The sequence below is a fragment of the Promicromonospora sp. NPDC050880 genome, from assembly GCF_044456525.1.
GTDB lineage: Bacteria > Actinomycetota > Actinomycetes > Actinomycetales > Cellulomonadaceae > Promicromonospora.
In genome coordinates this window covers 499,488-525,514 of record NZ_JBITFV010000001.1, presented here as the reverse complement: position 1 = coordinate 525,514, position 26,027 = coordinate 499,488, and the positions used below count along the sequence as shown (strand labels likewise).

At 75.7% G+C, this 26,027-nt stretch carries 21 protein-coding genes; 8 read left to right on the top strand and 13 right to left on the bottom strand.

Features of this window, described 5'->3' with window-relative positions; all coding sequences use genetic code 11:
* Positions 1 to 41: 41 nt before the first annotated feature.
* The 4 genes from ACIBBF_RS02455 to ACIBBF_RS02440 form a co-directional block, all read right to left on the bottom strand.
* The gene (locus ACIBBF_RS02455) at positions 42 to 878 is read right to left on the bottom strand and encodes a formylglycine-generating enzyme family protein (protein WP_397410671.1); all 837 of its coding nucleotides are present in this window, start codon (positions 876 to 878) and stop codon (positions 42 to 44) included.
* 246 nt (positions 879 to 1,124) lie between these two features.
* Positions 1,125 to 1,790, bottom strand: a complete 666-nt coding sequence (locus ACIBBF_RS02450; protein ID WP_397410117.1) for a GntR family transcriptional regulator — start codon at positions 1,788 to 1,790, stop codon at positions 1,125 to 1,127.
* Positions 1,791 to 1,826: 36 nt separating this feature from the next.
* Positions 1,827 to 3,233 (bottom strand): MFS transporter, encoded by a 1,407-nt coding sequence (locus ACIBBF_RS02445; RefSeq protein WP_397410115.1) that lies wholly within the window; start codon positions 3,231 to 3,233, stop codon positions 1,827 to 1,829.
* Positions 3,230 to 3,955, bottom strand: a complete 726-nt coding sequence (locus ACIBBF_RS02440; RefSeq protein WP_397410114.1) for an RraA family protein — start codon at positions 3,953 to 3,955, stop codon at positions 3,230 to 3,232. The genes ACIBBF_RS02445 and ACIBBF_RS02440 overlap by 4 nt, the downstream gene beginning before the upstream one ends.
* A 132-nt stretch (positions 3,956 to 4,087) precedes the next feature.
* Between ACIBBF_RS02440 and ACIBBF_RS02435 the strand changes: the two genes are divergently transcribed.
* The 4 genes from ACIBBF_RS02435 to ACIBBF_RS02420 all read left to right on the top strand — a co-directional run bounded on the left by ACIBBF_RS02435 (position 4,088) and on the right by ACIBBF_RS02420 (position 8,004).
* Positions 4,088 to 5,371: an MFS transporter gene (locus tag ACIBBF_RS02435; RefSeq protein WP_397410112.1), complete on the top strand. Its 1,284-nt coding sequence runs from the start codon at positions 4,088 to 4,090 to the stop codon at positions 5,369 to 5,371.
* A complete protein-coding gene (locus tag ACIBBF_RS02430) occupies positions 5,368 to 6,219 on the top strand; it encodes a hypothetical protein (RefSeq protein WP_397410110.1) in 852 nt (283 codons plus the stop codon). The genes ACIBBF_RS02435 and ACIBBF_RS02430 overlap by 4 nt, the downstream gene beginning before the upstream one ends.
* A 71-nt stretch (positions 6,220 to 6,290) precedes the next feature.
* On the top strand, positions 6,291 to 7,679 hold the full coding sequence (locus tag ACIBBF_RS02425) for an acyclic terpene utilization AtuA family protein (RefSeq protein WP_397410108.1): 1,389 nt from the start codon (positions 6,291 to 6,293) through the stop codon (positions 7,677 to 7,679).
* Positions 7,672 to 8,004: a DUF4387 domain-containing protein gene (locus tag ACIBBF_RS02420; protein WP_397410106.1), complete on the top strand. Its 333-nt coding sequence runs from the start codon at positions 7,672 to 7,674 to the stop codon at positions 8,002 to 8,004. The genes ACIBBF_RS02425 and ACIBBF_RS02420 overlap by 8 nt, the downstream gene beginning before the upstream one ends.
* On the opposite strand, the gene ACIBBF_RS02415 is transcribed toward ACIBBF_RS02420, so the two are convergent.
* From ACIBBF_RS02415 to ACIBBF_RS02380, 8 genes are all read right to left on the bottom strand, one after another.
* On the bottom strand, positions 7,953 to 10,040 hold the full coding sequence (locus ACIBBF_RS02415) for an FAD/NAD(P)-binding protein (protein WP_397410104.1): 2,088 nt from the start codon (positions 10,038 to 10,040) through the stop codon (positions 7,953 to 7,955). The two genes, ACIBBF_RS02420 and ACIBBF_RS02415, sit on opposite strands and share 52 nt — an antisense overlap.
* Positions 10,037 to 12,142 carry a hydantoinase B/oxoprolinase family protein gene (locus ACIBBF_RS02410; RefSeq protein ID WP_397410102.1) on the bottom strand — a complete coding sequence of 702 codons (2,106 nt, stop codon included), beginning with the start codon at positions 12,140 to 12,142 and terminating at the stop codon, positions 10,037 to 10,039. The genes ACIBBF_RS02415 and ACIBBF_RS02410 overlap by 4 nt, the downstream gene beginning before the upstream one ends.
* A 3-nt stretch (positions 12,143 to 12,145) precedes the next feature.
* Positions 12,146 to 14,344 (bottom strand): hydantoinase/oxoprolinase family protein, encoded by a 2,199-nt coding sequence (locus ACIBBF_RS02405; RefSeq protein WP_397410100.1) that lies wholly within the window; start codon positions 14,342 to 14,344, stop codon positions 12,146 to 12,148.
* Positions 14,341 to 15,171, bottom strand: coding sequence for an ABC transporter permease (locus ACIBBF_RS02400; protein WP_397410098.1), 831 nt, complete (start codon positions 15,169 to 15,171; stop codon positions 14,341 to 14,343). The genes ACIBBF_RS02405 and ACIBBF_RS02400 overlap by 4 nt, the downstream gene beginning before the upstream one ends.
* Positions 15,164 to 16,033, bottom strand: coding sequence for an ABC transporter permease (locus tag ACIBBF_RS02395; protein WP_397410096.1), 870 nt, complete (start codon positions 16,031 to 16,033; stop codon positions 15,164 to 15,166). Before ACIBBF_RS02395 ends, ACIBBF_RS02400 begins: the two co-directional genes overlap by 8 nt.
* 1 nt (position 16,034) lies before the next feature.
* Entirely contained in the window at positions 16,035 to 17,093 is a 1,059-nt protein-coding gene (locus ACIBBF_RS02390) for an ABC transporter ATP-binding protein (RefSeq protein WP_397410094.1), read from the bottom strand.
* Positions 17,093 to 18,208 carry a PotD/PotF family extracellular solute-binding protein gene (locus tag ACIBBF_RS02385; RefSeq protein ID WP_397410092.1) on the bottom strand — a complete coding sequence of 372 codons (1,116 nt, stop codon included), beginning with the start codon at positions 18,206 to 18,208 and terminating at the stop codon, positions 17,093 to 17,095. Before ACIBBF_RS02385 ends, ACIBBF_RS02390 begins: the two co-directional genes overlap by 1 nt.
* Before the next feature lie 71 nt (positions 18,209 to 18,279).
* Positions 18,280 to 19,728, bottom strand: a complete 1,449-nt coding sequence (locus ACIBBF_RS02380) for an amidase (protein ID WP_397410090.1) — start codon at positions 19,726 to 19,728, stop codon at positions 18,280 to 18,282.
* Between the two features lie 173 nt (positions 19,729 to 19,901).
* On the opposite strand from ACIBBF_RS02380, the gene ACIBBF_RS02375 reads away from it, so the two are divergent.
* On the top strand, positions 19,902 to 21,296 hold the full coding sequence (locus ACIBBF_RS02375; protein WP_397410088.1) for an aminotransferase class I/II-fold pyridoxal phosphate-dependent enzyme: 1,395 nt from the start codon (positions 19,902 to 19,904) through the stop codon (positions 21,294 to 21,296).
* 39 nt (positions 21,297 to 21,335) lie between these two features.
* Positions 21,336 to 23,042 (top strand): DapH/DapD/GlmU-related protein, encoded by a 1,707-nt coding sequence (locus ACIBBF_RS02370; RefSeq protein WP_397410086.1) that lies wholly within the window; start codon positions 21,336 to 21,338, stop codon positions 23,040 to 23,042.
* Positions 23,043 to 23,051: 9 nt separating this feature from the next.
* Here the strand turns inward: ACIBBF_RS02370 and ACIBBF_RS02365 are convergent, their stop codons facing one another.
* On the bottom strand, positions 23,052 to 24,065 hold the full coding sequence (locus ACIBBF_RS02365; RefSeq protein WP_397410084.1) for a LacI family DNA-binding transcriptional regulator: 1,014 nt from the start codon (positions 24,063 to 24,065) through the stop codon (positions 23,052 to 23,054).
* A 133-nt stretch (positions 24,066 to 24,198) separates the two neighbouring features.
* On the opposite strand from ACIBBF_RS02365, the gene ACIBBF_RS02360 reads away from it, so the two are divergent.
* Both ACIBBF_RS02360 and ACIBBF_RS02355 read left to right on the top strand, forming a co-directional pair.
* A complete protein-coding gene (locus ACIBBF_RS02360; protein WP_397410082.1) occupies positions 24,199 to 24,906 on the top strand; it encodes a ThuA domain-containing protein in 708 nt (235 codons plus the stop codon).
* On the top strand, positions 24,891 to 26,021 hold the full coding sequence (locus ACIBBF_RS02355) for a Gfo/Idh/MocA family protein (protein WP_397410080.1): 1,131 nt from the start codon (positions 24,891 to 24,893) through the stop codon (positions 26,019 to 26,021). The genes ACIBBF_RS02360 and ACIBBF_RS02355 overlap by 16 nt, the downstream gene beginning before the upstream one ends.
* The last annotated feature ends 6 nt before the right edge of the window (positions 26,022 to 26,027 follow it).

The following is a 26,027-nucleotide window of genomic DNA, read 5'->3' as shown; positions in this document are numbered from 1 at the left end:
CCACTCGACCGCCCGGCCGGGAGCGCCGGGTCGTCGAGCCCCTAGGACCGGGCGGCGACGGTGCGGAACCCGGCGTTGCCCATCGAGGAGTCGGGCGTGTTGGAGGAGCGGGCTGAGCTGCGGTAACGGTTGCAGTAGGAGATGTGGCACAGATAGCTCCCGCCGCGCAGGATGCGGCCGGTGCCCGCGCCGGGTCCGGACGGGTTGTCGCCGGGGGAGCTGCGGTAGTAGCCGGGGTGGAACCAGTCCTGGCACCACTCCCACACGTTGCCGACCGGCTGCCACAGCCCGTAGCCGTTGGGTTCGAAGGTGCGGACGGGGGCGGTGGTGAGCCAGCCGTCCTCCAGGGTGTTGTCGCGGGGGAAGACGCCCTGCCAGATGTTGGCGCGCCAGCCGCCCTCGTCCACCTCGGCGTCGCCCCAGGGGTACTTCGCGCCGTCGAGCCCTCCACGGGCCGCGTACTCCCACTCGGCCTCGGTGGGCAGGCGGCGGCCCGCCCAGTCGCAGTAGGCCTGGGCGTCGTTCCAGCTCACGTGGGTGACGGGGTGGTCGGCCAGGCCGTCGACGTCGGACCGGGGGCCGCCGGGGTGGGCCCAGTCGGCGCCCTGGACGCCGAACCACCAGGGAGTGGCGTCGGCCTGGCCCATGATGTCGGCGGGGTCGGCCGCCACCGCGAGGTGGAACACCGCGGAGAAGCCGAAGGTCTCGGCCTCGGTGCGGTACCCGGTGTCCTGCACGAACCGCGCGAAGTCGGCGGTGGTGACCGTGGTGGCGTCGATCTCGAACGCGTCGAGGGTGACCTCGTGCCGGGGGGTCTCGCCGTCGCCGGGGTTCTCGTCGCCCGACGAGTCACCCATGGTGAAGGTGCCGGCGGGCACCTGCACCTGCTCGACGAGGTGCCGGCCGGGTGCCGGTGCGGCGGGGGCGGCGTCGGCCGGGCGGCTGCCGATCTGCACGAACGCGTCCCGCCCCGGGGTGCCGCACCCGCACCCGCAGCCCTGGCCTGTCTCCGCCTGCCCGTGCGTGCTCACCGTTCTCCTCCTGACCGCGTGCGTACCGTCGCCACCCTACGCACCTGTCCGGCCCGACGGCGGCCCGCGTCCCGCGTCGGACGGCGGACCCTGCTAGAGGTTCCGGATGGCGGAGCGGGCGTGGGCCCGCATGAGCCGTTCGGCGGCGTCCTCGTCGTGGGCCTCCAGCGCGTCGGCGATGGCGACGTGGTCGGCGAGGCGCGCCGCGACCCAGTCCGGGTCACCGGCGCGCTCGGCGGCGCGGGCCAGGCGGTAGTCGCCGTAGATGGCGTAGCTGTCGATCAGGCCGCGCAGGGCGGCGTTGCCGGCGGCGCGGGTGATCTCGGCGTCGAAGCGCTGGGCGATCTCGAAGCGTTCCTGCAGCGTCAGGGCTTCCCCGCCCGCACGGTGCTCCTCGATGCACCCGCGCAGGCGGGCGACACCCTCGGGCGTGATCTTCCGGGCGGCGAAGCGCGCCTCCGCGCCGCGCAGCATGACCTCGACCTCCATCAGCTCGTGGAGGGTCTCGGCCGGGTGGTCGACCACCTGCAGGCGGCGCGCGCCCACGCGTTCGAGGAGCCCCTCGTGCTCGAGCTTGCCGATCGCCTCGCGGACCGGCGTAGGGCTGACGTCGAGGGCCTGCGCGAGCTGCCGCTCGGTGACCCGGCTGCCCGGTGCGATGCGGCCGTCTGCTATCCCGGCGCGGATCGCGTGGTACACCTGCTCGGCCAGCGAGCCGGCCCGGGAGACACGGGGCAGAGCGTCCTGAAGGTCGACCATCCGTGCCTCTCTCGTCCCCCTGCCGTGGCTGCCACCCTACCTCTGCGGCGAGCCGCGCGGGTCGTCCGGGGAGACGCCGCGCAGCGCGGGGTCGGCGGCCGTCAGCACGAGCGCCGCGGCGGCGAGCGCCGTGATGATCCAGCCGGTCGCGTGCAGGCCCGCGCTCGTGGCGCCCTGCGCGAAGAGAGGTCCGATCACGGCGGTGGCCCCCACAGCGCCGAGCTGGACGGCGGTGCGGGACATCCCGGCCAGCACGCCCGTCCGGTCCGGTGGGGCCTGGGCGTAGAGCGCCACCTGGTTGGCCACGGCGGCCAGGCCCTGCGAGGGGCCGAACAGCGCGATGGTGATCAGGACCAGCCACGTGGGGGTGCTGTCGGTGAGCCGGGTCAGCAGCAGGCCGCCCACGGCGGGGAGCACGGCGGCCAGCAGCAGCGGGAGGCGCAGTCCGCGGGTGCGCGCGGCGAGCGCGGCGGCTGCCCCGGCGAGCACCACGGCGGGCAGCTGCATCCAGCCTGCGGCGTCGGCGGTGTAGCCCGCCGTGGCCTGCAGCCACTGGGTCACTCCGTAGAGCACCAGGTAGGTGCACGAGTACACGAGGAACAGCCGCGCGTAGGTGCGCACGAGCGCGGGCCGGCCGGTCAGCGTCCGGACGTCCACGAACGGCACGGGACGGCGGCGTTCCCAGAGCACGAGGCCGACGGTCGCCGCCGCCGCGAGCCCCAGCAGCCCGTACCGGCCGGGCCCCGGCCACAGGCCGAGCGCGGCGACGAGCGCTGAGCCGACCGCGCCGACGAACAGGAGGAGCCCCACCAGATCCGGCCCAGTGCGCGCTGCGTCGTCGGGCCGCGGCGGCGCCGGCCGGTCCCGGTCGCGCGGCAGCCACAGCAGGGCGAGGACGATCGCCGTCAGCCCGTACGGCGCGTTCGCGACGAAGACGGCCGTCCAGCCGAAGCTCGCGACGAGCAGGCCGCCGAGCACGGGGCCGACCGCCGCGCTGGTCAGGCTCGACACCGACAGCGCCGAGAACAGCCCGCGCGGCGGTGCGTGCCCCGTGCGCTGCTCCTGCGCGCTGATGGCGGCCAGGGCCGCGGGGTAGGCCGACGACGTGCCCACGCCGACGGCGACCCGCGCGGCGAGCGCCGCCTCGAACGTCGGCACCACCAGCGGGACGAGGCCCGCGAGCGCGGCCACGGCCATCCCCGTGACGTACACGCGCCGCGGGCCGTAGCGGTCCACGAGGCCGCCCGCCACCGGCTGGGCGATCGCCCCGGCCAGGTACAGGCCCGCGACGAGGAGCACGACCTGGGCGGCGGACGCCCCGGTGGCGTCGGCGATCGGTACCAGCGCGACGGAGATCATCGTCGTGTTGATCGAGTTCAGCGCCGGCCCCAGCACGAGCGGTGCCGCGAACCGGGCGCCGAACCCCTCCGCCGGGCGGCTCACACGCCGGGCTCGTGGGCGGGCCCGGCGGCGGCGCCGTAGGTGCGCAGGCGGCGGTAGCCGGCGAGCGTGAAGTCCGGGCTCTCGAGGTAGGCGAGGTCGCGGGCCTCGCCCTCCCGTACGCGCGCGACCGCGGCGGGCAGGCCGGGCAGGGCCGCCCACGGCACGACCACCAGGCCGTTCACGTCCCCGTGCAGGACGTCGCCCGTGGCCACCGTCTCCCCGTCCAGGCGCACGGGGTCACCCACGCGCGTGAGCTCGAAGTTCGCGTGCGAGGCGACGGTGTAGCGCGAGAAGTAGTGGATGCCCTTGGCGCGGACCTCGTCGACGTCGCGCAGCGCGCCGTCGGTCACGAAGCCGACGGCGCCGAGGCGCTGGGCCAGCGTGGCCATGATCTCGCCGGCGTAGGCGACCCGGCTGGGCGTGGTGCTCGCGTCCTTCATGACGATCACGACGGGGCCGGTCATGCCCTCCAGCCGCTCCCAGAGGTCCCAGTAGCCCTCCTGCCGCGCGGGCCGGCCCAGGGCGTCGGAGACCGTCACGGTGAGTGCGCGGCCCACCATGGGGCCAAGCTCGGGGAAGCCGCACCGGATGCGCCCGCCCACGTAGCCCGTGCTGCGGTCGCGCAGGTCGAGGCGCTCGATCGCGTTCGCGACGGTCGGGCTGTCGACGCCGCTGAGGAAGTCGAGGTCGGCGGTGGTCAGGGTGGGGGTGTCGGGGGTCATGCGGGCGGATCCTCCAGCGTCGTCGCGGTCGGGTCGGCGGGACCGGGAGCCGGGGTGGTGACGGATGCTTGCTCGCCGGGTCGCACGTGGCTACATTTTGCTATAGCAAATAGCAACAGACAAGGGAGTCTGATGAACGCAGCAGTCCCCGCGGAGACGTCCGCCACAGCCGGGAAGCTGAACACCCGCGCCGCGATGCTGGTGGCCCTGGCCGTCTTCGCCCAGGAGTCCGTCTGGAACTTCTACGACGCGCAGGTGCCCGCGTCGATCGCGCAGTACACGACGAGCGCGGCCCTGATCGGCCTGCTCATGGGCGTCGACAACGCGCTCGGGATCGTGCTCCAGCCGCTCGTGGGCCACCTGTCCGACCGCACGCGCACCCGCTGGGGCCGGCGCGTGCCGTACCTCGTGGTCGGCGCGCCCGTCGCCGCCGTCTTCTTCGTGCTCATCCCGCACACCGGCTCGCTGGGGGCGCTGGTGGTGTGCATGTTCCTGTTCGCGGTGGTCGCCAACGCCTTCAAGCCGCTCACCGACGCGCTGACGCCCGACTTCCAGGTGCCCCAGCGCCGCAGCCTCGCCAACGGCATCGCCAAGGTGGCGACCAGCCTCACCATCATCGTCTCGGCCCTCATCAGCCTGCTCGTGGTCGACCGGAGCCTCGGGCTGGCGTTCGCGATCCCCGCCGTGCTGATGGTGTGCGCCATGGTGATCGTGGCGCTGACCATCCGCGAGACGCGCTCACCGGGCTACCGGCGCGCGCTCGCGGACGGGCGGTCCGACGGCGGGGGCGGATGGAGCTTCCGCCGCGTCGTCGGCGAGCTCGTCCACGACCCCGACCACAGCCGGATCTTCCTGCTGCTCGGCATCGTCGCCACCGCGGGGACGTGGGCGGCGATGCGCTCGCAGCTCACGCCGTACGCGATGGAGGTGATCGGCCTCAGCCGGGGCGAGGCCGGGTCGCTCACGCTGCCCGCCGGCGTGGCCTTCGTCGCCGCCGCCGTCCCGCTGTCGTTCGTCTCCGACCGGGCCGGCCGCCGGCGGATGATCCGGCTGGGACTGGTCGTCATGGTGGTCGGCTGCCTCGTCACGTTCAGCGTCACGAGCCTGCCCGTGACGATCACCGGGATCGTCATCGCCTCGTTCGGGTACGCCGCCTTCTCCGTCAACGGCGTGGTGCTGATGTGGAACCTCGCCCCCAGCGGCGCCGTCACCGGTGCCTACAGCGGGCTCTACGCGGTGGCCGCCGCCGTCGGTGCGTCGGCAGGGCCCGCCCTCATCGGCGGCCTGGTGGACCTGACGGACTGGCGGTACCTGTTCCTGCACTCCAGCATGGTCGGCGTCGCAGCGCTCGGACTGTTCCTCCTGGTGCGCCGGGAGATCAGCTCCGGGCAGCTTGCCGAGGGCGGCCGGGCATGAGGCGGCTCGACGACTTCCCTCGCGACCACCCCGCCTGGGATCTCCTGCTGGGCGCGACCCCGTTCCAGGTGAGCTCCGCGGAACCGCGGCTCTCGTGGACGACGTACGTTCCGCCGTCGTACCGCGACCGGACCGGTCCGCTGCGGCTGCTCGTCGCGGTGCACGGCACGGGGCGCCGGGTCGAGGCCACCCGGGACCGGTTCGCGGCCCTGGCCGACGCGCTGGGGGTGGTGGTCCTCGCGCCCCTGTTCCCGGCGGGTCTCGACGGACCGGACGACGTGCACGCCTACAAGGAGCTGCTGGCCGCCGGCATCCGGTTCGACGAGGCGCTGCTCGCGATGGTCGAGCAGGCCGCCGGGCGCTGGGAGATCGACACCACGCGCTTCGTGCTGACCGGCTTCTCCGGCGGCGGCCAGTTCGCGCACCGGTTCGCCTACCTGCACCCGCACCGGCTGCAGGCGGTCTCCGTGGGTGCACCCGGCCGCGTGACCCTGCCCGACGACGCGCCCTGGCCGCTCGGGCTCGGCGGTGTGGCGGACCTGTTCGGCACGGCGCCGTCCGTGGCGGCGCTGCGGCAGGTGCCCTACCAGGTCGTGGTGGGGAGCGAGGATCTCGCAGGCGCCCTGCTCGCCGCCGTCGCCGCCGACCCCCGCGAGGCGCGCGCGGGCGCCACCCGCGTGGACCGGGCGCGGCGGCTCGCGCACGAGCTGACCGAGCGCGGCGTCCCGGTCGAGACCGCGGTGGTGCCCGGTGCCGGGCACGACGCGGGCGCCGTCGCCCCGGCCGTCGTCGACTTCGTGCGGCGTGCCCTGGCGCAGGGGCCGCCGGGCCGGTCGTCCCACCACTGACAGCTGAACCCCACCACCCACTGAACCCCACCACCCACTGAACCTCACCACCTGAGGAGAAGAGAGCCGACGTGCCACCCATCGCCACACCCACCGAGAGCGTCAAGGTCTTCGTCCCGATCGGGATGCTGGGCGGCGGCTTCGCCGAGTCGATCGTCGAGCGGGGCCTGGAGCTGGGCCCCGACGTCATCGCCGTCGACAGCGGCTCCACCGACTCCGGCCCGTACTACCTCGGTTCCGCGACCGCCAAGTCGCCCGCCGCCTCGGTCGCGCGCGACCTGCGGCTGCTCCTGCGCGCAGCCGCCCGGGCCGGCATCCCGCTGATCGTCGGGTCGTGCGGGACCAGCGGCACGGACGCGGGCGTCGACTGGGTCGCCGGGATCACCGCCCGGATCATGGCCGAAGAGGGGCTGGAGCTGCCCGTCGCGCGCATCTACAGCGAGCAGCGCGCGGCGGACCTGCGCGAGCACCTGGCCGCGGGACGCATCCACCCGCTGCCGCCTCTCGGTGAGCTGGACCCCGTCACGCTCGACTCGTGCACGCACATCGTCGGGCTGATGGGCCACGAGCCGATCGTCGCCGCCCTCGAGGCGGGCGCGCAGGTGGTGCTCGCCGGCCGCGCGACCGACACCGCCGTCGCCGCCGCCGTGCCGCTCCTGCGCGGCATGCCTGCCGGACCGACGTGGCACGCGAGCAAGATCGTCGAGTGCGGCGCGCAGGCCACGACGAACCCGCGCACCGGCGGCATCTTCGCGACCATCGACCGCGAGGGGTTCACGATCGAGGCCGTGGACCCGGGCACGGCCTGCACGCCGACGTCGGTGGCCGCGCACATGCTGTACGAGAACGCCGACCCGTTCCTGCTGACCGAGCCGGACGGCGTGCTCGACGTGCGGCACGCGACCTACCGGGCCCTCGACGATCGCCGCGTGCGCGTGGAGGGCTCCGTCTTCCGGCATGCCGCGCAGCACACGGTCAAGCTGGAGGGCGCGCGCGTCACCGGGTACCAGACCGTGTCGTTCGTCGGGGTCCGCGAACCGCTCGTGCTCGCCGACCCTGGGCGCTGGGCGGACCTGCTGCGTACGTACCTGTACCGGCGCGCCGAGGAGGCGCTCGGGATGTCCGCGGACCAGTTCGAGTTCGACCTGCGCCTCTACGGGTACGACGCCGTGCTCGGCGCGCTGGACCCCGGCACGGGCACGCCCCGCGAGCTGGGCGTGATGCTCGTGGTCAGCGCAGCCGACCAGGAGACGGCCACCGCCGTCGCGAAGGTGATGAACCCCTACCTGCTGCACATGCCCACGCCGGAGATGGACTACCTGCCGAGCTTCGCGTTCGCCACCTCGCCCGCCGAGACGGAGCGCGGCGCCGCCTACGAGTTCGTGCTGCACCACGTGGTCGACAGCCCGACCCCCACCGCCCTGTTCCGCACCGAGACCGGAGTGTCCGCCCATGCCTGACCGCACGCCCACCCTGGCCGACGTCTGCCACGAGGTCCGCTCCAAGAACGCCGGCCCGTTCTGGGTCACCATCGACCTGTTCGTGAAGGACAGCGCGACCTACCGGCTCGTGGCCGACCCTGCCTTCCTCGACGAGCGGCGGGTCGCCGACCTGTACGACGTGGACCCCTCGACGGTCCGGATCTTCCGCCTGCCGGACCTCGACGTCGTGAAGATCTCGTTCCCCCGGCCCGTGTCGCAGGGGTCGCTGCGCGACCGGGACATCCACGCCGGTCAGCACCACGTGCCGCTCGCGGTCCTCCCCGTTCCTGGCGCCGTGGGCTGAGCGGCCGCGAGGATCCGGCGGGCGGCGACGTCGGCTCCCGCGAGCAGCGGGGACGGCACGCCGGGGCTCGCACCGATCGCGGAGCCGCGCTGCACGGCCTCGGCGGGGATCCCCAGCACGACGACGCGCTCGTCCGCGCGGCCCGCGGCGTCGACGAGTGCGAAGCCGTCCCGCGTCACGTCGAGGCTCTCGGACGGGACGACGCCGCCCGCGGCCGTGGGCAGCGGGTGGCGGCGGGCCCGGCCGGAGTCGAGCAGCGATCGCAGCAGCGGGTCGTCGGTGGGGCTCACCTGGCCCCGCGACATCCGGGTCTCGACGAAGGCCCGGGCACGGACGGCGGCGCGCACCCGGCTGCGAGCCACGAACGCGCCCTCCTCGACGTCGACCCGGGTGTCCTCGCCGAGCAGCTCCACGACGCCCGCCCGCACCAGGGCCAGGAGCTGGGCAGTGCGCCGCGGGGGCGGTCCGGAGGCGAGCGCCAGGCCGAGCGGCGTCAGCACGCTCTCGCCGGTCGACTCCAGGGAGGCGCCGTCCACGGCGCCGGCCCGCGTGAGCCGGGCCACCTCGCCGCGCAGGGTCTCCATGGCCTGGTTGACCCGGGCACGCGGGGAGGTGAGCGGGCCGGACACGGACTCCTGCTCGTCGCGGACCCAGCGCTCGACCCACGCGGGCCACGTCGCGGGTTCGAGGATCGGCGGGCGGTCGGCGCGCGCGGCGTCGAACGCGTCCGCCGGGTCGACCACGAGCGCGGCCGCCACGCACGCAGGGTCGGTGGCTCGTTCCAGGCGTCGTGCGAGCGCGTCCGGTGTCACCCCGGCGCGGAGGGCGGACGGCCGGTGCTCGGCGAGGGCCGTCAGGTGGGCGAGCGTCAGCTCGGCGGCGAGGAGCGGCCAGACGTCGCGGGCCAGGTCGAGCACCGGCCGCCCGGCCGCGCGGTCGGCCAGCGCGGCGAAGCGCTCCCGGGTGGCGATCCGGGCCGCATAGGGGGCCGGCAGGCCGTCGGTGAGCGCGCCCTTGCCCCGGTAGGGCAGGCCGCGCCGCGACCCCGCGAGCAGGTGCGGTTCGGCGCCGCAGGGGACGTAGCGCAGCGGGTCGCCGGCGTGCGGGCCGTCGGCGCCGCCGTCGTCACAGGACCGGCCGGAGGCATCAGCAGGTGCGCCGGTGCGGGCGTCGACGAAGTGCCCGCCGCGGCCCACGGTGAGCAGGGCGAGCACGTCGAAGAAGTTGGCGCCGAGCCCGGCCACCAGCACGTCCTGGCCGGCCGGCACGACGGCCCAGTCGCGCTCGGCGGGCATGCCCGGCTCGACGTAGACGAGGCCGTGCGTGCGCGCGGCCTCGGCGAACCGCGCGGTGCGCGGCGCGCGCCGCGCCTGGATCATGCCCTGCGCGAGCACGACGACGGGTGCCGAGAGGCGTGTGGGTGCCGTCTGGGTCGCTGGGATGGCCGGACCGGCAGGCCCAGGGACCGTGTCGGCCGAGACGGTCACCTCCCGGAGCTCGGTCCGGATCGCGCGCACGTCCGTGACCGTCCCGTGCACCGGCACGACCTCGATGCCCCCGCGGCGTGCGGCCTCGTCGATCTGCTCCAGGTAGTAGGCGCCCTGGAGCCGCCGCGTGGGATAGGAACCAGGCCCGAGGCCCCGTGCCTCGTCCGCGGCCCAGGCAGTGCCCGGCGGTCGCGGTGCCATGCCGGCCGGCCCGCCGTCGGACGTCGCGGCGTGCGCCCAGGCGACCAGGTCCGGCCCGGCCACGACGGGCCCGGTCATGGGCGTCGAGGAGTCGGCGTGCACCGTGGTCCGCGCCGCCCACGTGTTGTTCAGCAGCAGCGGCGACTGGTCGGTGCGCCACGTGGCGCCCGCCCCGACCTCCACCCGGTCGACCACGGCGACGCGCAGCACAGGCAGCGCCGGGTCCGGGGCGGACCCCCAGGGTGCGTCCGGCCGACGTCGCGCGGCCAGCCGGGCGACGACCGCGACGGCGCGCGGGCCGCCGCCCACGATCACCGCGTCGAACGACGCGTGCGGTGCGTCGCTCACGCGGGTGCGGGCGCCGGAGCGTTCCCCGGGCCGGCCCCGGCAGGTGGTTCGGCAACGGTCCCCGTCTCCGCCCTCGTCACGGCCTCCGCGAACGCCCGCCCCGCCGCGGCGAGCGCCTCGCCGGACGCGGCGGTACCGGGGAACCGCTCGGGCAGCCCCGCCAGCACCGCACCGAGGATCTCCCGGCGTCGTGCGGCACGCCTGGTCGTGGGCAGCGTGCGCAGGTGGACGTCGAGGCGGTCGGTGAGCGCGGACGGGAAGACCCGTTCCCAGCGGTCACGCTCGGGGCCGAACGTGTGCAGGGTCCCGCCCGGGCGCGGCTGCCCGGCAGCGTCCCCGGTTCCTGGTGCCGCCGCGGCCTCCTGGTCCGGCCCCGTCGTCCGCCGGGCGCGTTCCGCCGCCGTCGCGGTCTCGTCCAGCACGCCGTCGTGCACCACCACCCCGTACGTCTCCCGCGCGGCCCCGGCGGTGACGAGCCCGGCGGCGACGTCGGCGAGCACGGCGTCGGTGGCGCGCTCCAGCGGGTCGCCGTAGCCGCCCGCGCCGGAGGTGCGCAGCACCACGCGGTCGCCCGCGCGCAGCGGGTGCACGTCGACGACGGACAGCCGGCGCTCGTCGGGCCGCCCCTCGTTGACCACGAGCTCGGTGAGGGCGCCGGGCCGTCCGCCTGCGAAGCCCCAGGGCCGGAACCGGAGTCGTTCCAGGCCGCGGGCCAGGAGCGCGCCGTCGGTCAGCGCCTCGAACTCGAGCTCCAGGCCGGATCCGCCGCGCCAGCGGCCCGCGCCGCCGGAGTCGGGCCGCAGGGCGTAGCGCAGCACGCGCACACCCACGTTCGCCTCGACGGTCTCGACCGGGTTGTTGGACAGGTTGGAGATGCCGGAGTCGCGCCCGTCGGCGCCGTCGGCCCCGTGCCGCGCGCCGGTGCCGCCGACCATGGGCTCGACCACGTCGACCCGCGACCCGTCGGCCGCCGCGAACACGACCGGCACCACGAGCCCGCTCGACGCCGCCGGCAGCACCTCGGGTGCGGCCTGGACCAGCGCCCCGGACACGACGTCGTTGACCCGCGAGGTCGTCGCGTGCCGCACGCCCGTGGCGGCAGTGCCGGTCGCGTTGAGCAGCGTGCCCTCGGGTGCGGTGAAGCCGATGACGTCCATCAGCCCGCCGTTGAGCGGCACGGCCGGGTCGAGCGTGCCGACGATCGCGAACAGGCGGGTCACCACCCACGAGTGCGCGCGGCCGAACGTCACCATGTTGAGGGCGGCCTCGACCTGCGGGTCGGTGCCGGTCAGGTCCAGGTGCACGGTGCCGTCGTCGACCGTGGCGGTGACCACCACGCGCAGCGGCACGGAGCTGACGCCGTCGTTGTCGAGGTAGTCCTCGAAGCGGTACGTGCCGTCGGCCAGGGTGCGCACGGCGCTGCGGGCGCGGGCCGCGCTCTGCTCGCGGGCGAAGGAGCCGACGTCGGCGAACCCGGCCGGCCCCAGGTCGGCGGTGAGCTCACCGACCCGCCGGCGCCCGGTGTCCAGCGCGGCCAGCATGGCGTGCAGGTCGCCCCGGTTGGCCTCGGGCGTGCGGGAGTTGGCCGCGAGGATCGCCTCGACCTCGGGCACCACGGTCCCGGCCCGCACGTACCGCAGCGGCGGGATCCGCAGCCCCTCGGCGAAGACGGAGTCGTTGAGCACGCTCACCGACGAGGGCACGCGCCCGCCGACGTCGGACACGTGCACGAACGCCCACCCGTAGCCGACCAGCTCGTCGCCGTCGAAGAACGGGGCGATCGCGTGCACGTCCGGGAGGTGCGTCGAGAGGCCGCCCGAGAGGTACGGGTCGTTCGTCAGCAGCACGTCGCCCGGGGCCAGCGGGCCCTGTACCGTCGCCGCCTCGATCGCGGGCGTCAGGTCCAGGCCCACGAAGCCGGAGACACCCACGTCCTGCGGATAGGCGACGAACCGGCCCGACCGGTCGGCCACGGCGCACGCGAAGTCGGCGGCGTCGCGCACGTACAGGCTGCGGCTCGCGCGCCGCAGGGTCAGGCACATCTCCTCGACCGCGGCCTGCAGCCGCGTGTGGGCGACGTCCTTCTCGACGGTCGTCAGCACGGCTCAGCCCTCCTCGTTCGTGATCTCGACCGCATCCCGCACCAGGTGCAGGTTGCCGCCGTCGTCGGTCGTCGCGGTCCACCCGGCCGGCACGAGCACCGTCGTGTCGGCCTTCTCGATCACGGCCGGACCGGTCACCGCCGCCTCGCCGTCCTCCGCGAGCGCGTGCACGCTCGCCGGCCGCGGCGTCCCGTCGTAGCGGACGTCGCGTGCGCCGGTCTTCACGAACGCCGCGCCGCCGTGCCCGGACCGCACCTCGCCCAGGCGCACGCTGACGCTCGCGCGCAGCGTCTCGGCGCGCACCGTTGCCGTGGGGTCCACGAACCCGTGCACCCGCTCGTGCTGCTCGGCGAACCGCCGCAGCACCGGCTCGGTCTCCAGACGCAGCGGCCCGGGCCCGTCCGTGCCCGGCTCCGCCGGGCGTTCGGCCAGCAGCACCTCCAGCGTGGTCGGCTGGCCCGTGTAGCGCAGGTCGGCGCTCAGCGTCACGGTCCCGGTCGCGGCGACGTCCTGCGTGCGCAGCCAGTCGAGCACCTCGCGCTCCAGCTCCGCGGCCGACGTCGTGAGCGCGTCCAGGTTCTGCTCGGCCACCACGGTGCGCACCGTGCGCGCCACGTCGCGGCGGATCGGGGCGATCGCCGCGCCGAGCGCGCAGAACGTCCCGGCGGCCGCGGGCACCAGCACGCGGCGGACGCCCACCTCGTCGGCCAGCAGCGCGGCGTGCGTGCCGCCCGCACCGCCGAACGCCACGAACGTGTACCGCTCGGGCACCTCGCCGTGCGCGGCCAGCACGGTCCGCAGGCGGGCGGCCATGCCGACCGACGCGACGCGCAGGGCGGCGTCGGCCACGCCGTCGGCGCGGGCGGCGAGCGCGGCGGGCCCGGCCCCGGTCGCGGCCGGGGCCCAGGAGGACGGCGACCCGTCCTCCTGCGCGAGGTCGTCCGCGACCTGTGCGAGGGCTGCCGTGGCCAGGTCCGCGCGCAGCGGGAACGTGCCACCGAGGAAGGTCCGCGGGTCGATGACGCCCGCGTGCACGTAGGCGTCGGTCAGGGCCGGCCGGGTCCCGCCCGCGCCGTAGGCGGCCGGGCCGGGCACGGCACCGGTGCTGGCGGGTCCGACGCGGAGCACCGGCTGGGCTCCCGACCGGTCGGCGCCGATCACGGAGCCACCGCCCGCGCCGATGGCCGACACCTCGACCACGGGCGTCATCAGCGGGTGCGGCCCCACGGTCGCGGTGGTGGTGAGCACGGGGCGGCCCCCGCGCAGCACGCCGATGTCGCTGCTGGTACCGCCCATGTCCACGGTCACCATGTCCGTGCCGGGCCAGGCCGTGGCGGCTGCGGAGACCCCGCCGGCCGGGCCGGACAGCACCGTCTGCACCGGGCGGCGCATCGCCGACTCGATGGACACCGAGCCGCCGTTCGACGTCGTGATGTAGACGCGGGCGTCCACCCGCAGGCGGCGCAGCCGTTCCCGCAGCGCGGTGAAGTAGCCGGTCATCAGCGGCGTGATCTGTGCGTCCAGCAGGGCGAGCGTGGTGCGCTCGTACTCGCCGGCCTCGGGCCACACCGCGGCGGCCGACGTCACGGGCACGCCCAGGGCGGCGGCCAGCCGGTCGGCGAGGTGCTGCTCGGCCTCGCGTGCGGCGTACCCGCCCACCAGGCTCACGGCCACCACCTCGGGCGCCACCGCCGTCAGGCGCTCCACGAGCCGGGCCAGCTCGGCCTCGCCCACCCCGGGCGACGCCCGTCCGGGGCTGACGGAGGTGCCGTCCGGCGCGAACCGGTGGGCGACCTCCAGCACGTGCTCGCGCGGCACGATCGGACGCTCCGGCGTCGCGTGCAGGTCGAACGACCGGGGCATGCGGGCACGCGCGATCTGCAGCACGTCCCGGTGGCCCGCGCTCACCACGAGCGCCGCCCGGGCGACACGACCCTGGAGGATGGCGTTGAGACCGATGGTCGTGCCGTGCGCCACGGCGGCGACGTCCTCCACGGCGATGCCCCGCTCCAGGAGCTGCGCCAGCCCGGTCTCCACACCCTGCGACGGGTCGTGCGGCGTGCTCGGCACCTTGTGGGTCACGGCGTCGGCGAGCGACCACGAGGTGCCGTCGCCCGGGACGGCGACCAGGTCGGTGAACGTGCCGCCGACGTCGATGCCGATGCGCCAGCGGCGGCGTGCCGCGGTGGGGGACTGGGTCACAGGAACCTCGAGACGTGGACGGTGCGGTCGAGCACGGCGATGGTCACGACGCTGACCAGCAGCAGGAGCGTCGAGACGGCCGCGACGGTGGGTTCGAGCTGGACCTGCACCGCGGAGTAGATCCGCACGGGCACGGTGGCCTCGCCGGCGCCCGCCACCAGCACGGACACGGCGACCTCGCCGAGCGAGATGACGGCGCCGAGGAACGCGCCGGCCACGATCCCCGGGCGCATGAGCGGCACGGTCACGGTCAGGAAGGTGCGCAGCGGCGACGCGCCGAGCGACCGCGCCGCGCGTGGCAGCGCGGGATCGAGGGCCGCGGCGCTCACCGCGACGACCCGCACGCAGAACGGGAAGGTGACCACGAGGTGCGCGAGCCACAGCCCCTGCGCCGAGCCCACCAGCCCGGTGCGCTGGAGCTGGTAGAGCAGCGCCAGGCCCACCATCACGCCGGGCACGGCCATGGGGGACAGGAACAGCAGGCCGAGCGCCCGCCGCCCGGGAAAGTTCCCGGCGCCGACGGCGTACCCGCCGAGCGTGCCCAGCAGCACCACGACGGGCACCACGAGCAGGGCCAGGCGCAGCGAGTACCCCAGCGAGTCGAGCCACTGCGCGGAGCCGAACACCTCGGCGTACCAGCGCAGGCTCAGGCCCGACGGCGGGAAGCGGAAGTTGTTCTCCGCGTTGAAGGAGCTCAGCGCGACCACCAGGAGCGGCAGCAGCAGGAACGCGCACACGAGCACGACGGGCACCAGGGTCAGCACCCGCCGGGCGCGGGCCCGGCCGCTACCGGGCCGGGCGGCGGCCCGCACGGGACGGTCAGCCACGACGCCCCCTCTCGGCGAGCCGCCCGGTCAGCCCGACCAGCCCGCAGACGGCGAGCGTGACGGCCAGCAGCACGAAGCTGAGGGCGGCGGCGCGCGGCTGGTCGAACGCGACCATGGCCTCGGTCTGGATGCGCAGCCCGGCCAGCGACTGGTTGGCGCCGCCGACGAGCAGCGGCGTCACGTACACGCCCATGCTCAGCGAGAACACGATCACGGTCGCCGCGACGATCCCGGGGGTGGCCAGCGGCAGCACCACCGAGCGGAAGGTGCGCACGGCGGACGCCCCCAGGTCGGCGGACGCCTGGAGCAGCCGGGTGTCGATGGCGCCGAGCGAGGCGGACAGGGCCAGCACCGCGAACGGCAGCAGCACGTGCACGACGGCGAGGAACACCGTCCACGGGGAGCGCAGCAGCGGCAGCGACTCGTCGACCAGCCCGAGCCCCTGGAGCACCACGTTGACGGGTCCCTCGCCCGACATGACCACGCGCCAGCCGAAGGACCGTACGACCTCGCTGGTCAGCAGCGGCGACAGCGTGATGACGAAGACCAGGGACCGGCCCACGGCCGACGTCGAGCGGGCGAGGTACCACGCGAGCGGGAACGCGAGCACGAGGCACGTGACGCTCACGCGGACGGCGAGCCAGAGGCTCTCCACGACCGAGCCCCACAGGTAGGGCGTGGCGAACACCTCGGCGTACTGGGCCCCGGTGAACCCGGGCAGCACGTTGTTCATGGCGTCGGTCGGGCGCAGGCTCAGCAGGAGCAGCCCGACCAGCGGCAGCAGGAACGCGACCACGACGAACGCCGTGGGCACGATCGCCGCCACGTGGCCGCGCAGGTCGCGGGCGCGCGTGGCCGCCACGTCAGGCCGCCCCGAGCGGCAGGAGGGCGTCGTCGGACCACGTGAGCCCGACGGTCTCGGCCTCGGCGAAACGCCGCCCGGCCCCCGCAGGACTGGCGAGCAGCTCGGTGCCGTCGGGCGTGCGCAGGCGGTACTCGTACCGTTCCCCGGCGAACCCGACGGACAGCACGGTCGCGACGGCGGCGTCACCGCCGGGCTCGACGACGCGCACGTGCTCGGGCCGCAGGGCCACGGTGGTGCCGGCGTCCGCGGACAGCGGGACCGGGCGGCCCAGCACGGTGCGGGCGCCGTCGGCGTCGTGGACCGGCAGGAGGTTCGCGGCGCCCACGAAGTCGGCCGCGAACCGGGTGCGCGGCGTGCGGTACAGCTCCTCGGGGGTGCCGAGCTGCTCCAGGTCACCGTGCGCGAGCAGCGCGACCCGGTCGGACAGCGCGAGCGCCTCGGCCTGGTCGTGCGTGACGAAGACGGTGGTGGTGCCGATCTCGCGCTGCAGCTCGCGCAGCTCGTGGCGCATCTGGCGGCGCAGCTTGGCGTCGAGGTTGGACAGGGGCTCGTCGAGCAGGAGCACCCGCGGCCGGGTGACCAGGGCGCGGGCGATGGCCACGCGCTGCTGCTGCCCGCCGGAGAGCTGCTGCGGGTACCGGTCCGCGAAGCCCGCCAGGTCGACCAGGCGCAGGGCGTCGGCCACGCGCTGCGCCCGCTCGTCGCGCGGCACGCGCCGGGTGCGCAGGCCGTACTCGAGGTTGCGCCGCACGGTCATGTGCGGGAACAGGGCGTAGCTCTGGAACACGAGGCCGGTCTCGCGCCGGTGGGGCGCCACGTGGGTGACGTCCTGGCCGTCGATCAGCACCGACCCGGTGGTCGGGGTGACGAACCCGGCCAGCACCGACAGGAGCGTCGACTTGCCGCAGCCCGAGGGGCCCAGCACGGACAGGAACTCGCCCGCCTCGATCGTGAGCTCGTCGAGCTCCAGCACCGGTGCGCCGCCGTACCCGACGCTGAGACCGCGGACCTCGACACGGCCGGCGGTGCCGGCCTCCGGGGTGGTGGGTGCCGTCATCAGCCGAAGATCTCCTGCCACCGGGCCTGCAGGTCGGGCAGCTGCGGGGTGATGGTCTCGTAGTCGACCCACACGAAGCTGTCGTACGCGCCCGGGCCGCTGGTGATCTGCCCGTCGAACTGCGCGGGGTACTCGTTCTGGTCGTTGGACGCGGCGTACCAGGTGCCCTCGGAGAAGACGGGCTGGTGGTCGCTGGAGGCCACGTAGTCGAGGAACGTGTACGCCAGCTCCTCCTGCTCGGTGCCCTCGGTGACGAACAGGGAGGTCAGGGCGCCCACCGAGCCGGAGGCCGGGTAGGCGAAGCCGATCGGCTCGCCCTGGTTCTTCTGCACGAACGCGCGGCCGTCCCAGTGCGCGGCGATCCAGGCGTCGCCGTTGGACAGCGCGGTCTCCACGCTGGTGCCGTCCGCGGGGAACGTCGAGGCGCAGTCCTTGAGGGTCTCGAGCTGCTCGAACGCGGCGTCGACGTCCGCCGGGTCCGTGATGGTCCCGCCGGCCTCGTTGATCAGGCCCGCGACGAACTCGATGCCTGTGTTGAAGGTGAGCGGCGACACGGCGACGTGGCCGCAGTAGGCCGGGTCGAGCAGGTCGGACCAGTCGGTGGGCGGCTCCTCGATCTTGTCGGTGCGGTAGGCGATGCCGGTGGAGCCGACGGTCAGCGGCAGGCCGTACTGGGTGCCGGCGATGTTGCTCTGCTCGGCGAGCACCGTGTTGAGCTGGTCGAACTGCTCGATCCGCGCCGTGTCGAGCTCGGCGACCACGCCCGCGGAGACTGCGCTCGGGATGACGTTCGGCGTGAACGCGACGACGTCGTAGGCGGGCGTGCCGCCCTTGGTGGTGCGCAGTGCCGTGAGCCAGTCGGCCGGGCTGCCGGGCACGAGCTCGACGGTGGCGCCCGTCTCCTCCTCGAACGGCTCGACGAAGGCCTTCGTGAACGACTCACCCCAGGAGCCGGCATAGACGGCGACCTTGAGCGTGCCGTCCGACGCCCCGCCGGACGCGTCGTCGCCCCCGGCCGAGCAGGCGGCGAGGGAACCGGTGAGCGCGAGCGCCGCGCCCGCGGCGAGCGTGCGGGGCAGGGGCCGGGTGGTCCGGCGCGGGGAGCGGGAGGTCATGGTGGTCTCGTTCCTGTGGGGTGCTGGGCCGCGCACGGGGTCGCGGTGCGGGTCGGGGTTCCGGGCGGTCGTCATGCGTCCCCGGCGTGGTGGGGCGGGCGGCGCAGGTCCCAGGCGTAGTGCCGTTCCAGGACCTGGCCGAGCCGCAGGAGGAGCGCCTCGCCGCCCTGCGGGGCGACGAGCTGGGTACCCAGGGGCAGGCCGTCGCCGTCCAGGTGGGCGGGCAGGGTCAGGGCGGGCGTGCCGAGCACGCTCGGCACGGTCGTGAACGCGAGGGTGCGCTCGTAGACGACGGCGTCGCGCGTCGGGGCCGCGCGGGTCAGCTCGTTCAGCACGACGCCGACCTCGGGCACGCGGGTCGCCGTCGTGGGGGTCACGACCACGTCGGCGCCGCGGAACAGGGTGGCCGTGACGTCGCGGGCCAGGGCGCGCAGGCGGACCGCGCCGCGCACGTAGTCGGCGGCGCCCAGCGCGTCGGCCTGGGCCATCACCCGGTGGATGTAGGGCTGGAGCCGGCCGGGGTGGTCCAGCGGGACCTGCCGCAGCCACGCCGGGATGACGACGTCGGGGTACAGGTCCATGAGCTCCGCGCCCTCGGCGGCGGCGTCGAGCGCCACCACCGTGTGCCCGGCGGCGCGCAGCACGGCGGCGACGTCCTCCGCGGCGGCGACGCAGGCGGCGTCGACCTGGATCCGCGGGTCCCACGAGCGGGTCAGCAGGCCGACGCGGAGCGGGCCTGGCGGGTCGTCGAGCGCGGCGAGGTAGTCGGGGGCGGCGGCCCCGCGCGACCAGGCCAGCGGGTCGGGCGCCGCCAGGTGCGTGACCACGGCCGCGGTCTCGCGCACCGTCCGCGTGACCACGCCCTCCGTGGCGCCGCCCTCCCAGCCCTGGACGCGCTGGGGGAGCAGGCCGCGGCCGGGCTTGAGGCCCACCAGGCCGCAGAACGCGGCGGGCACGCGCAGCGAGCCGCCCCCGTCGCTCGCCAGGGCGACCGGGACGATGCCCGCGGCCACCGCGGCGGCCGGCCCGCCGCTGGACCCGCCGGGCGACCGGCCCAGGTCCCACGGGTTGTGCGTGACGCCCGAGCGCGGGCTCTCGCAGGACGTCGTCATCGCGAGCTCCGGCGTGGCCGCGCGCCCGACCTGGACGAAGCCGGCCGCGAACGCGGCGGCGGGAAGAAGGTCGGTGGTGGTCGCCGGCGTCTCGTCGATCGCCAGGGAGCCCCGGGTCCAGGGCTGGCCCGCCACCGCGAACGTGTCCTTGACCGTGATCGGCACACCCGCGAACGGCGGCAGGTCCGCGCCCCGGGCCAGCGCCGCGTCGACGGCGTCCGCGGCGGCGAGCGTCGCGGCGTCGTCGCGCCACACGAGGGACCGCACGGCCGGGTCGACGGCGTCCGCCCGCGCGAGGGTGCGCTCGGCGACGGAGCGCGCGCTCTCGCGGCCGGAACGGATCCGGTCGGCGGTGTCCATCACCGGCAGGCGGGACGCCGGCTTATGTGATGGAAGATTCGTGGTCACGGGTAGACGTTAACCATGACGGCCCGTTCGCTCCAAGCCGCGGCCGCCGCCGTCCGCCTGATGAGATGCTGGTACGGCGCCGTATCCGGGGCGCCGAGACGGGTTGGCGCGCCGCACGGCGATCCTGATATACATCTGGAAGATAACCGGCAGCACGCGACCGACGAGGGGCGATGACGAGCACAGCATCCGACGCCCGGGGCGTCTCCCCGGACACGCCGTCCGGCCTGATCTCCTCGGTGCGCGGCGTCTCCGGGCCCGAGCTGGCCGAGCAGCTCACCGCATGGATCGAGGAGGGCGTGCTCGCGCCCGGCACGCGGCTGCCCACGATCGCGGAGGTGGCCTCCGCCTCCGGCCTCGGCCGCTCGACCATCGCCGGGATCTGGTCGCTCCTGGTCGACCGGGGCCTGGTCACCACGCGCCGCCGGGGCGGCACGATCGTCGCCGGGCCGGTGGCCGCCCCGACCTGGCCGCGGGCGGGCGAGACCCCCGTGTTCGCGGGCTGGTCCACGGTCGACCTCGCCTCCGCGCACCCCACCACCGACCGTCTGCCCGACCTGCTGGAGGCGTTCGCGCACAGCCTGCGCGAACCCCAGACCAACTCGCTGCGCCGCGAGGCGATCACCCCGGCGCTGCTCGACGCCGTCCGGCAGGACTGGCCGTTCGACGCCGCCGAATGGGTGACCGTCAGCGGCGCCGGCGAGGCCACGCTGCTCACGGCCGAGGCCGCCACGGCGCCCGGCGGCCTCATCGCCGTCCAGGAGCCCGCGGTCTCCGGCACCATCGGGAACCTGCGCTCGGTGGGCTTCGAGGTGGTGGGCATCGCCTCCGACGCCTCCGGGCCGCTGCCCGGCGCGCTGGAGCGGGCGCTCGCGGCCGGCGCGCGCACCGTCGTCTACCAGCCCGGCGGCGAGTTCTCCCTGGAGGGCGCCGTCACGCCGGAGCGGCTGGCCGAGCTGGCCGCCGTGCTGGCCGAGCACGCTCCCGACGCCTGGGTGCTGGAGGAGGACGTGCTCGGCCCCCTCGCCCCCGTGCGGCCGCCCAGCCTCGGCGCGCTGCTGCCCGGCCGCGTCGTCCGTATCACGTCCTTCTGCCGCGCCTTCGGCCTCGACCTGCGCACCACCGTGGTGGGCGGTGCCCGCGACGTCGTGCTGGGCGTGCGCCGCCTGCGCAGCCACGGCATCCTCGCCCAGAGCCGCATCCTGCAGAACGCGCTCGCCTACCTGCTCGCCACGCCCAGCGTCGGCACGCTCGTCGCCGACTCCGGGCGCTGGTACGCCGACCGCGCCCGCGACCTCGCCGCGGCGCTCGCGGCCCGCGACGTGCGCACCATGACGCCTCCCGGCGGCCTGGTCGTGTGGGTGCGGGCCGAGAACGAGGACGAGGCCCTGGTCGAGCTCGGGGCGCGCGGCATCGTGCTGACGCCGTCGTCCCGCACGTTCGCGACCCCGCCGCGTCCCGCGTGGCTCCGGGTGGCCACACCACAGATCCCCGCGGACCCGCAGCGCGTCGACGAGCTCGCCGAGGCGCTGGCCGGTGCCGCGCGCGGGGCGCTCCTGGCGGGCTGAGCGCACGGTGGCAGGAGGGCCCCGGATAGGGTGGCGCGCGTGCACCCCACACCGGCCGACGGCGCCCGACGGATCGACTACCTGCCCTGGGAGTACGACCCCGCGTCCCCGGAGGGCGCGGCCCAGGAGGCCCGGCGGCGAGAGCTCGTCGCGGCCGGCGCCCGGATCGGCGAGGGCGTCTTCGTGGCACCCGGTGCGGCCGTCTTCTGCGACCGGCTCGCCCTCGGCGACCGCACCTACGTCGCCGCCCACGCCTACCTCACGGGCGAGGTGACCCTCGGCGCGGACTGCTCGGTCAACCCGTATGCCGTGGTCCGCGGCGACGTCCGGGCGGGCGACGGCGTGCGGATCGGTGCCCACACCTCGATCCTCGGGTTCAACCACAGCATGGGTACCGACCTGCCGATCCACCAGCAGGACACCTGGAGCAAGGGCATCGTGCTCGGCGACGACGTGTGGGTCGGCTCGAACGTCACGATCCTCGACGGCGTCACCGTGGGCGACCACGCGGTGGTCGGGGCGGGCGCGGTGGTCACCCGCGACGTGCCCGACTGGGCCGTGGTCGCGGGCAACCCGGCGCGGGTCCTGCGGGACCGCCGCGCGGACGCGGCTGCCGCCGGGGTGCCCGACCTCGCCGCCGAGCTGCGGGCCTTCGGCGACCGCGTGCGCGACCAGGCGGGCGCCGTGCTCGCGCGGTGCTTCGAGGACGGGCGGTTCGTCGACCGCCCGGCGGCCCTCGCGGGCCCGCGCCGACCGGCGGTGCGGCCGTGGGCGGACGCCGTCGAGATCGCCGACCTGCTGCTGGGCGCCCCGCCGGCCGGGTTCGAGGCCGCGGACCTGGTCCGGCGGCTCACCCACCGGCAGGACCCGGTCACGGGCCTCGTGCCCGACGGAGACCTCGCCGACGCGGGCCTGGCCGGCCCCGGGACGGACGGCGAGCCGCTGGACCCGTTCGACGGCAGCCCGAGCTACCACGTCCTCAGCGTCGGGTACGCGGTCCGGCTGCTCGGCGGGCGGCTGCCCCATCCCGTGCACGCCGTGCACCGCCTGTCCGGGCGCGACCTGGTCCGGGCGCTGGAGGCCCGGGACTGGGGCGCCGGGGCCTGGGGCAGCGGCGCCGCCGTCGACGCGGTGGCCACGGCCTGCGCCCTGAACGTCACGGACTTCGCCGACCGGTTCGACGACGGCGGCGTCGGCCCGCTGTACCCGCTGCTGGGCTGGCTGACGGCGCGCGCCGACCCGGCCACGGGGCTGTGGGGCGCCCCGCAGCCGGCACCGCGCTGGCTCCAGGCGGTCAACGGCTTCTACCGCCTGACCCGCGGCACGTACGCCCAGCTCGGGCTCCCGCTGCCGTACCCCGACGCGGCGGTCGGCACGGTCCTGGAGCACGCGGCGGACCCGCACCTGGCCACGCCCGCGGGCTACACCGCCTGCAACGTCCTGGACGTCGTGCACCCGCTCTGGCTCGCGGCCCGGCAGACGAGCCACCGGCGCGCGGAGGGCGCGGGCTGGGCCCGGACGCAGCTCCGGCGGGCGCTCGGCCACTGGTCGGACGGCGCGGGCTTCGCCTTCGCCCCCGACGACCCCGGCCCGGACGGCGTGCCCGGGCTCCAGGGCACCGAGATGTGGCTCGCCATCGTCTGGTACCTCGCCGACCTCCTGGGCCTCGCGGACAGCCTGGGCTACCGGCCGCGCGGCGTGCACAGCCCGGACCCGCTGGTGCGCCTGGCGCCGGTCGGCGCCTGAGGCCGGCGGTCAGGGCGCGGCGGCGGTCGAGCCGCGCACCACGAGGCGCGTCGCCAGCTCCTCGCGGGGCGCCTCGGGCGGCTGGTCCGTGCCGAGGCGCAGGAGCATGCGCAGGGCGGCGCCGCCCATCTCGGCGATCGGCTGGTGCACCGTGGTCAGCGCGGGGGTGGCCCACTCCGCCTCCGGCAGGTCGTCGAACCCGACCACGCTGAGGTCCTGCGGGATGCGCAGGCCCAGCTCGGCGGCCGCGTCGTACACGCCGAGCGCGATCGCGTCCGAGCACGCGAAGACGGCCGTCGGCCCGTCGGCACCACGCAGGAGCTCGGCCGCCCGGGCCCGGGAGGGCGCCCGCCGCCAGTCGGTGTGCACCACGCGGTCGTCGGCCAGGTCGAGGCCCGCCTGGGTGACGGCCGAGCGGAAGCCGTCGACGCGCGCCTGGCTGTAGAGGTGGGTGCGCTGCCCGGCGAGGACCCCGAGCCGCCGGTGCCCGAGCGCGAGCAGGTGCTCGGCGGCGGCCCGCCCGCCGGCCCAGTTGGCGGCCCCGACGCTCGGCACGGTGCCGGGCGGCTGCCGTACCGGGTCGAGCAGCACCACGGGCATGCGGGCCGCGGCCAGCGTCGCGAGCTGGTCGGGCGTCGTGTCGACGAGGGCCAGCACGGCGCCGCGCAGCCGGCGGGCCAGCAGGCGGGTGAGCCAGGCGTCGTCGGGCGGCCGGGTGACCGAGACGACCACCTCGACGCCCGCGTCCGCGGCGGCGCGCTCCACGCCGCTCAGCGCCCGGTTGGCCCAGGTGCCCTCGATGCCGCTGAGCACGAGGTCGACGAACGGCGGCCGCCCGGCGTCGGGTGGCACAGCCCGGCCCGCCCGGCCGCGGTACCCGAGCTCGGCCACGACGCGCATGACGCGGGTCCTGGTCCCGGCGGAGACGTCGGAGCGGCCGCCGAGCACCTTGGACACCGTGGGAACCGTCGTCCCGGCGGCGCGGGCGACGTCGGCCAGCGTGGTGCGGCGCGCGTTCTCCATGGGACCGACGGTAGGACCGCGCGCAGAAGTTGCGCAACTAACTGGGTCTTGAAACGGCAAAAGTCCTCATGTATCAAGAGGTGCGGCACCCAGAGGGTCCGTATGTTGCGCAACTTGTGGAGTGGAGCGGTAGATGGCGACTTCGATGGAGAAGCGGGCGCTGATCGTGCGCGGCGGATGGACGGGCCACCAGCCCGTCGAGACGACCGACGCGTTCATCCCGTTCCTGACCGAGCAGGGCTACGACGTCCGCGTCGAGGACACGACGGCGGTCTACGCCGACGCCGGCTACCTGGCCGGCGTGGACCTGATCGTCCAGACGAACACGATGAGCACGATCGAGACCGACGAGCTGCGCGGGCTGATGGGCGCCGTGGCGAGCGGTACGGGGCTGGCGGGGTGGCACGGCGGCATCGCCGACTCCTACCGCAGCAGCTCCGACTACCTGCAGCTCGTCGGCGGGCAGTTCGCGGCGCACCCGCCGCGGGCGCCCCGCGAGGAGCTGGCGGGGGAGGCGGCCGACAACTTCGTGCGGCACACGATCGAGATCGTGCCCGAGCGGGCCGACCACCCGATCGTCGCCGGGATCGGCGACTTCGAGCTGACGACCGAGCAGTACTGGGTGCTGACCGACGAGTACAACGAGGTGCTGGCCACCACGACGCTCGCCGCGCGCGACTTCGACCCGTGGCACCGGCCGGTCACCTGCCCGGCGATCTGGACGCGGCAGTGGGGCGAGGGCCGCGTCTTCGTCTCGACGCCGGGCCACGAGCTCGCCGTCGTCCAGGACCCGAACGTCCGCACCGTCATCGAGAGGGGCATCCTGTGGGCCAGCCGCTGAACGTCGGGATCGTCGGGGTCGGGGCGATCGCCGGCCAGTACCTGTCCACCTTCGAGCGGCTGGCGGCCGTGCGGCTCGTCGCCGTCGCCGACCTGGACGCCGCCCGGGCGGCGGCCGTGGCCGCCGAGCAGGGCGTGCGCGCGCTCACCGTGGACGAGCTGGTGAACGACCCCGAGGTCGACCTCGTGCTGAACCTGACCATCCCCGCCGCCCACGCCGAGGTCGCCCTCCGGGCCATCGCTGGCGGCAAGTCCGTCTACGGCGAGAAGCCGCTGGCGGCCACGCCCGCCGAGGCGCGCGCGGTCCTCGACGCCGCCCGCGCGGCCGGGGTGCGCGTGGGCTGCGCACCCGACACGGTGCTCGGCACGGGCGTCCAGACGGCGCGCAAGGCGATCGACGACGGCGTGATCGGGCTGCCGGTCGCGGCCACCGCGACCATGACGACGCCCGGCCACGAGCGCTGGCACCCGAACCCCGACTTCTACTACCAGCCCGGCGGCGGGCCGCTGCTCGACATGGGGCCGTACTACGTGACCACGCTGGTCACGCTGCTCGGCCCGGTCGAGTCGGTGGTGGGGGCCGCGAGCCACACCCGTGCGACACGCACGATCGGCGCGGGCCCGCGGGCCGGCCAGACCGTGCCGGTCGACGTCGACACGCACGTGACGGGCGTGCTGCGGCACGTCTCCGGCGCGCTGTCGACCCTGGTGATGAGCTTCGACTCGGTCGCGACGCGCGCGTCGAACATCGAGGTGCACGGGCAGGCCGGCTCGCTCGTGGTGCCCGACCCCAACCAGTTCGACGGCGACGTCGAGCTGCACGAGCTGGGCGGCTCCTGGGTGACCCTTCCGCCGAGCGCCGGCTACCGGGACGCCGGGCGCGGCTACGGCGTCGCCGACCTCGCGACGACGCCGGACGGCGTGCCCCCGCGAGCCGGCGGCGAGCTCGCGTACCACGTGCTGGAGATCATGACGGCGCTGCTCGAGTCGGCCGGCAGCGGCACGACGGTGGCCGTCGAGAGCCGGTGCGAGCGGCCCGCGGCGGTGCCGCTGTCGGACCTGCCGCAGTCGGACACGCCGCTGCGGGACGTGCCGCTGTCGGACGTGCCGCGCTGAGCGGGC

What these genes read in the sequence shown, in the direction of transcription:
- ACIBBF_RS02450 (WP_397410117.1), bottom strand. Translation starts at nt 1,790, where the DNA reads ATGGTCGACCTTCAGGACGCTCTGCCCCGTGTCTCCCGGGCCGGCTCG.
- ACIBBF_RS02440 (WP_397410114.1), bottom strand. Translation starts at nt 3,955, where the DNA reads ATGACCCCCGACACCCCCACCCTGACCACCGCCGACCTCGACTTCCTC.
- ACIBBF_RS02435 (WP_397410112.1), top strand. Translation starts at nt 4,088, where the DNA reads ATGAACGCAGCAGTCCCCGCGGAGACGTCCGCCACAGCCGGGAAGCTG.
- ACIBBF_RS02430 (WP_397410110.1), top strand. Translation starts at nt 5,368, where the DNA reads ATGAGGCGGCTCGACGACTTCCCTCGCGACCACCCCGCCTGGGATCTC.
- ACIBBF_RS02420 (WP_397410106.1), top strand. Translation starts at nt 7,672, where the DNA reads ATGCCTGACCGCACGCCCACCCTGGCCGACGTCTGCCACGAGGTCCGC.
- ACIBBF_RS02390 (WP_397410094.1), bottom strand. Translation starts at nt 17,093, where the DNA reads ATGACGGCACCCACCACCCCGGAGGCCGGCACCGCCGGCCGTGTCGAG.
- ACIBBF_RS02385 (WP_397410092.1), bottom strand. Translation starts at nt 18,208, where the DNA reads ATGACCTCCCGCTCCCCGCGCCGGACCACCCGGCCCCTGCCCCGCACG.
- ACIBBF_RS02375 (WP_397410088.1), top strand. Translation starts at nt 19,902, where the DNA reads ATGACGAGCACAGCATCCGACGCCCGGGGCGTCTCCCCGGACACGCCG.
- ACIBBF_RS02365 (WP_397410084.1), bottom strand. Translation starts at nt 24,065, where the DNA reads ATGGAGAACGCGCGCCGCACCACGCTGGCCGACGTCGCCCGCGCCGCC.
- ACIBBF_RS02360 (WP_397410082.1), top strand. Translation starts at nt 24,199, where the DNA reads ATGGCGACTTCGATGGAGAAGCGGGCGCTGATCGTGCGCGGCGGATGG.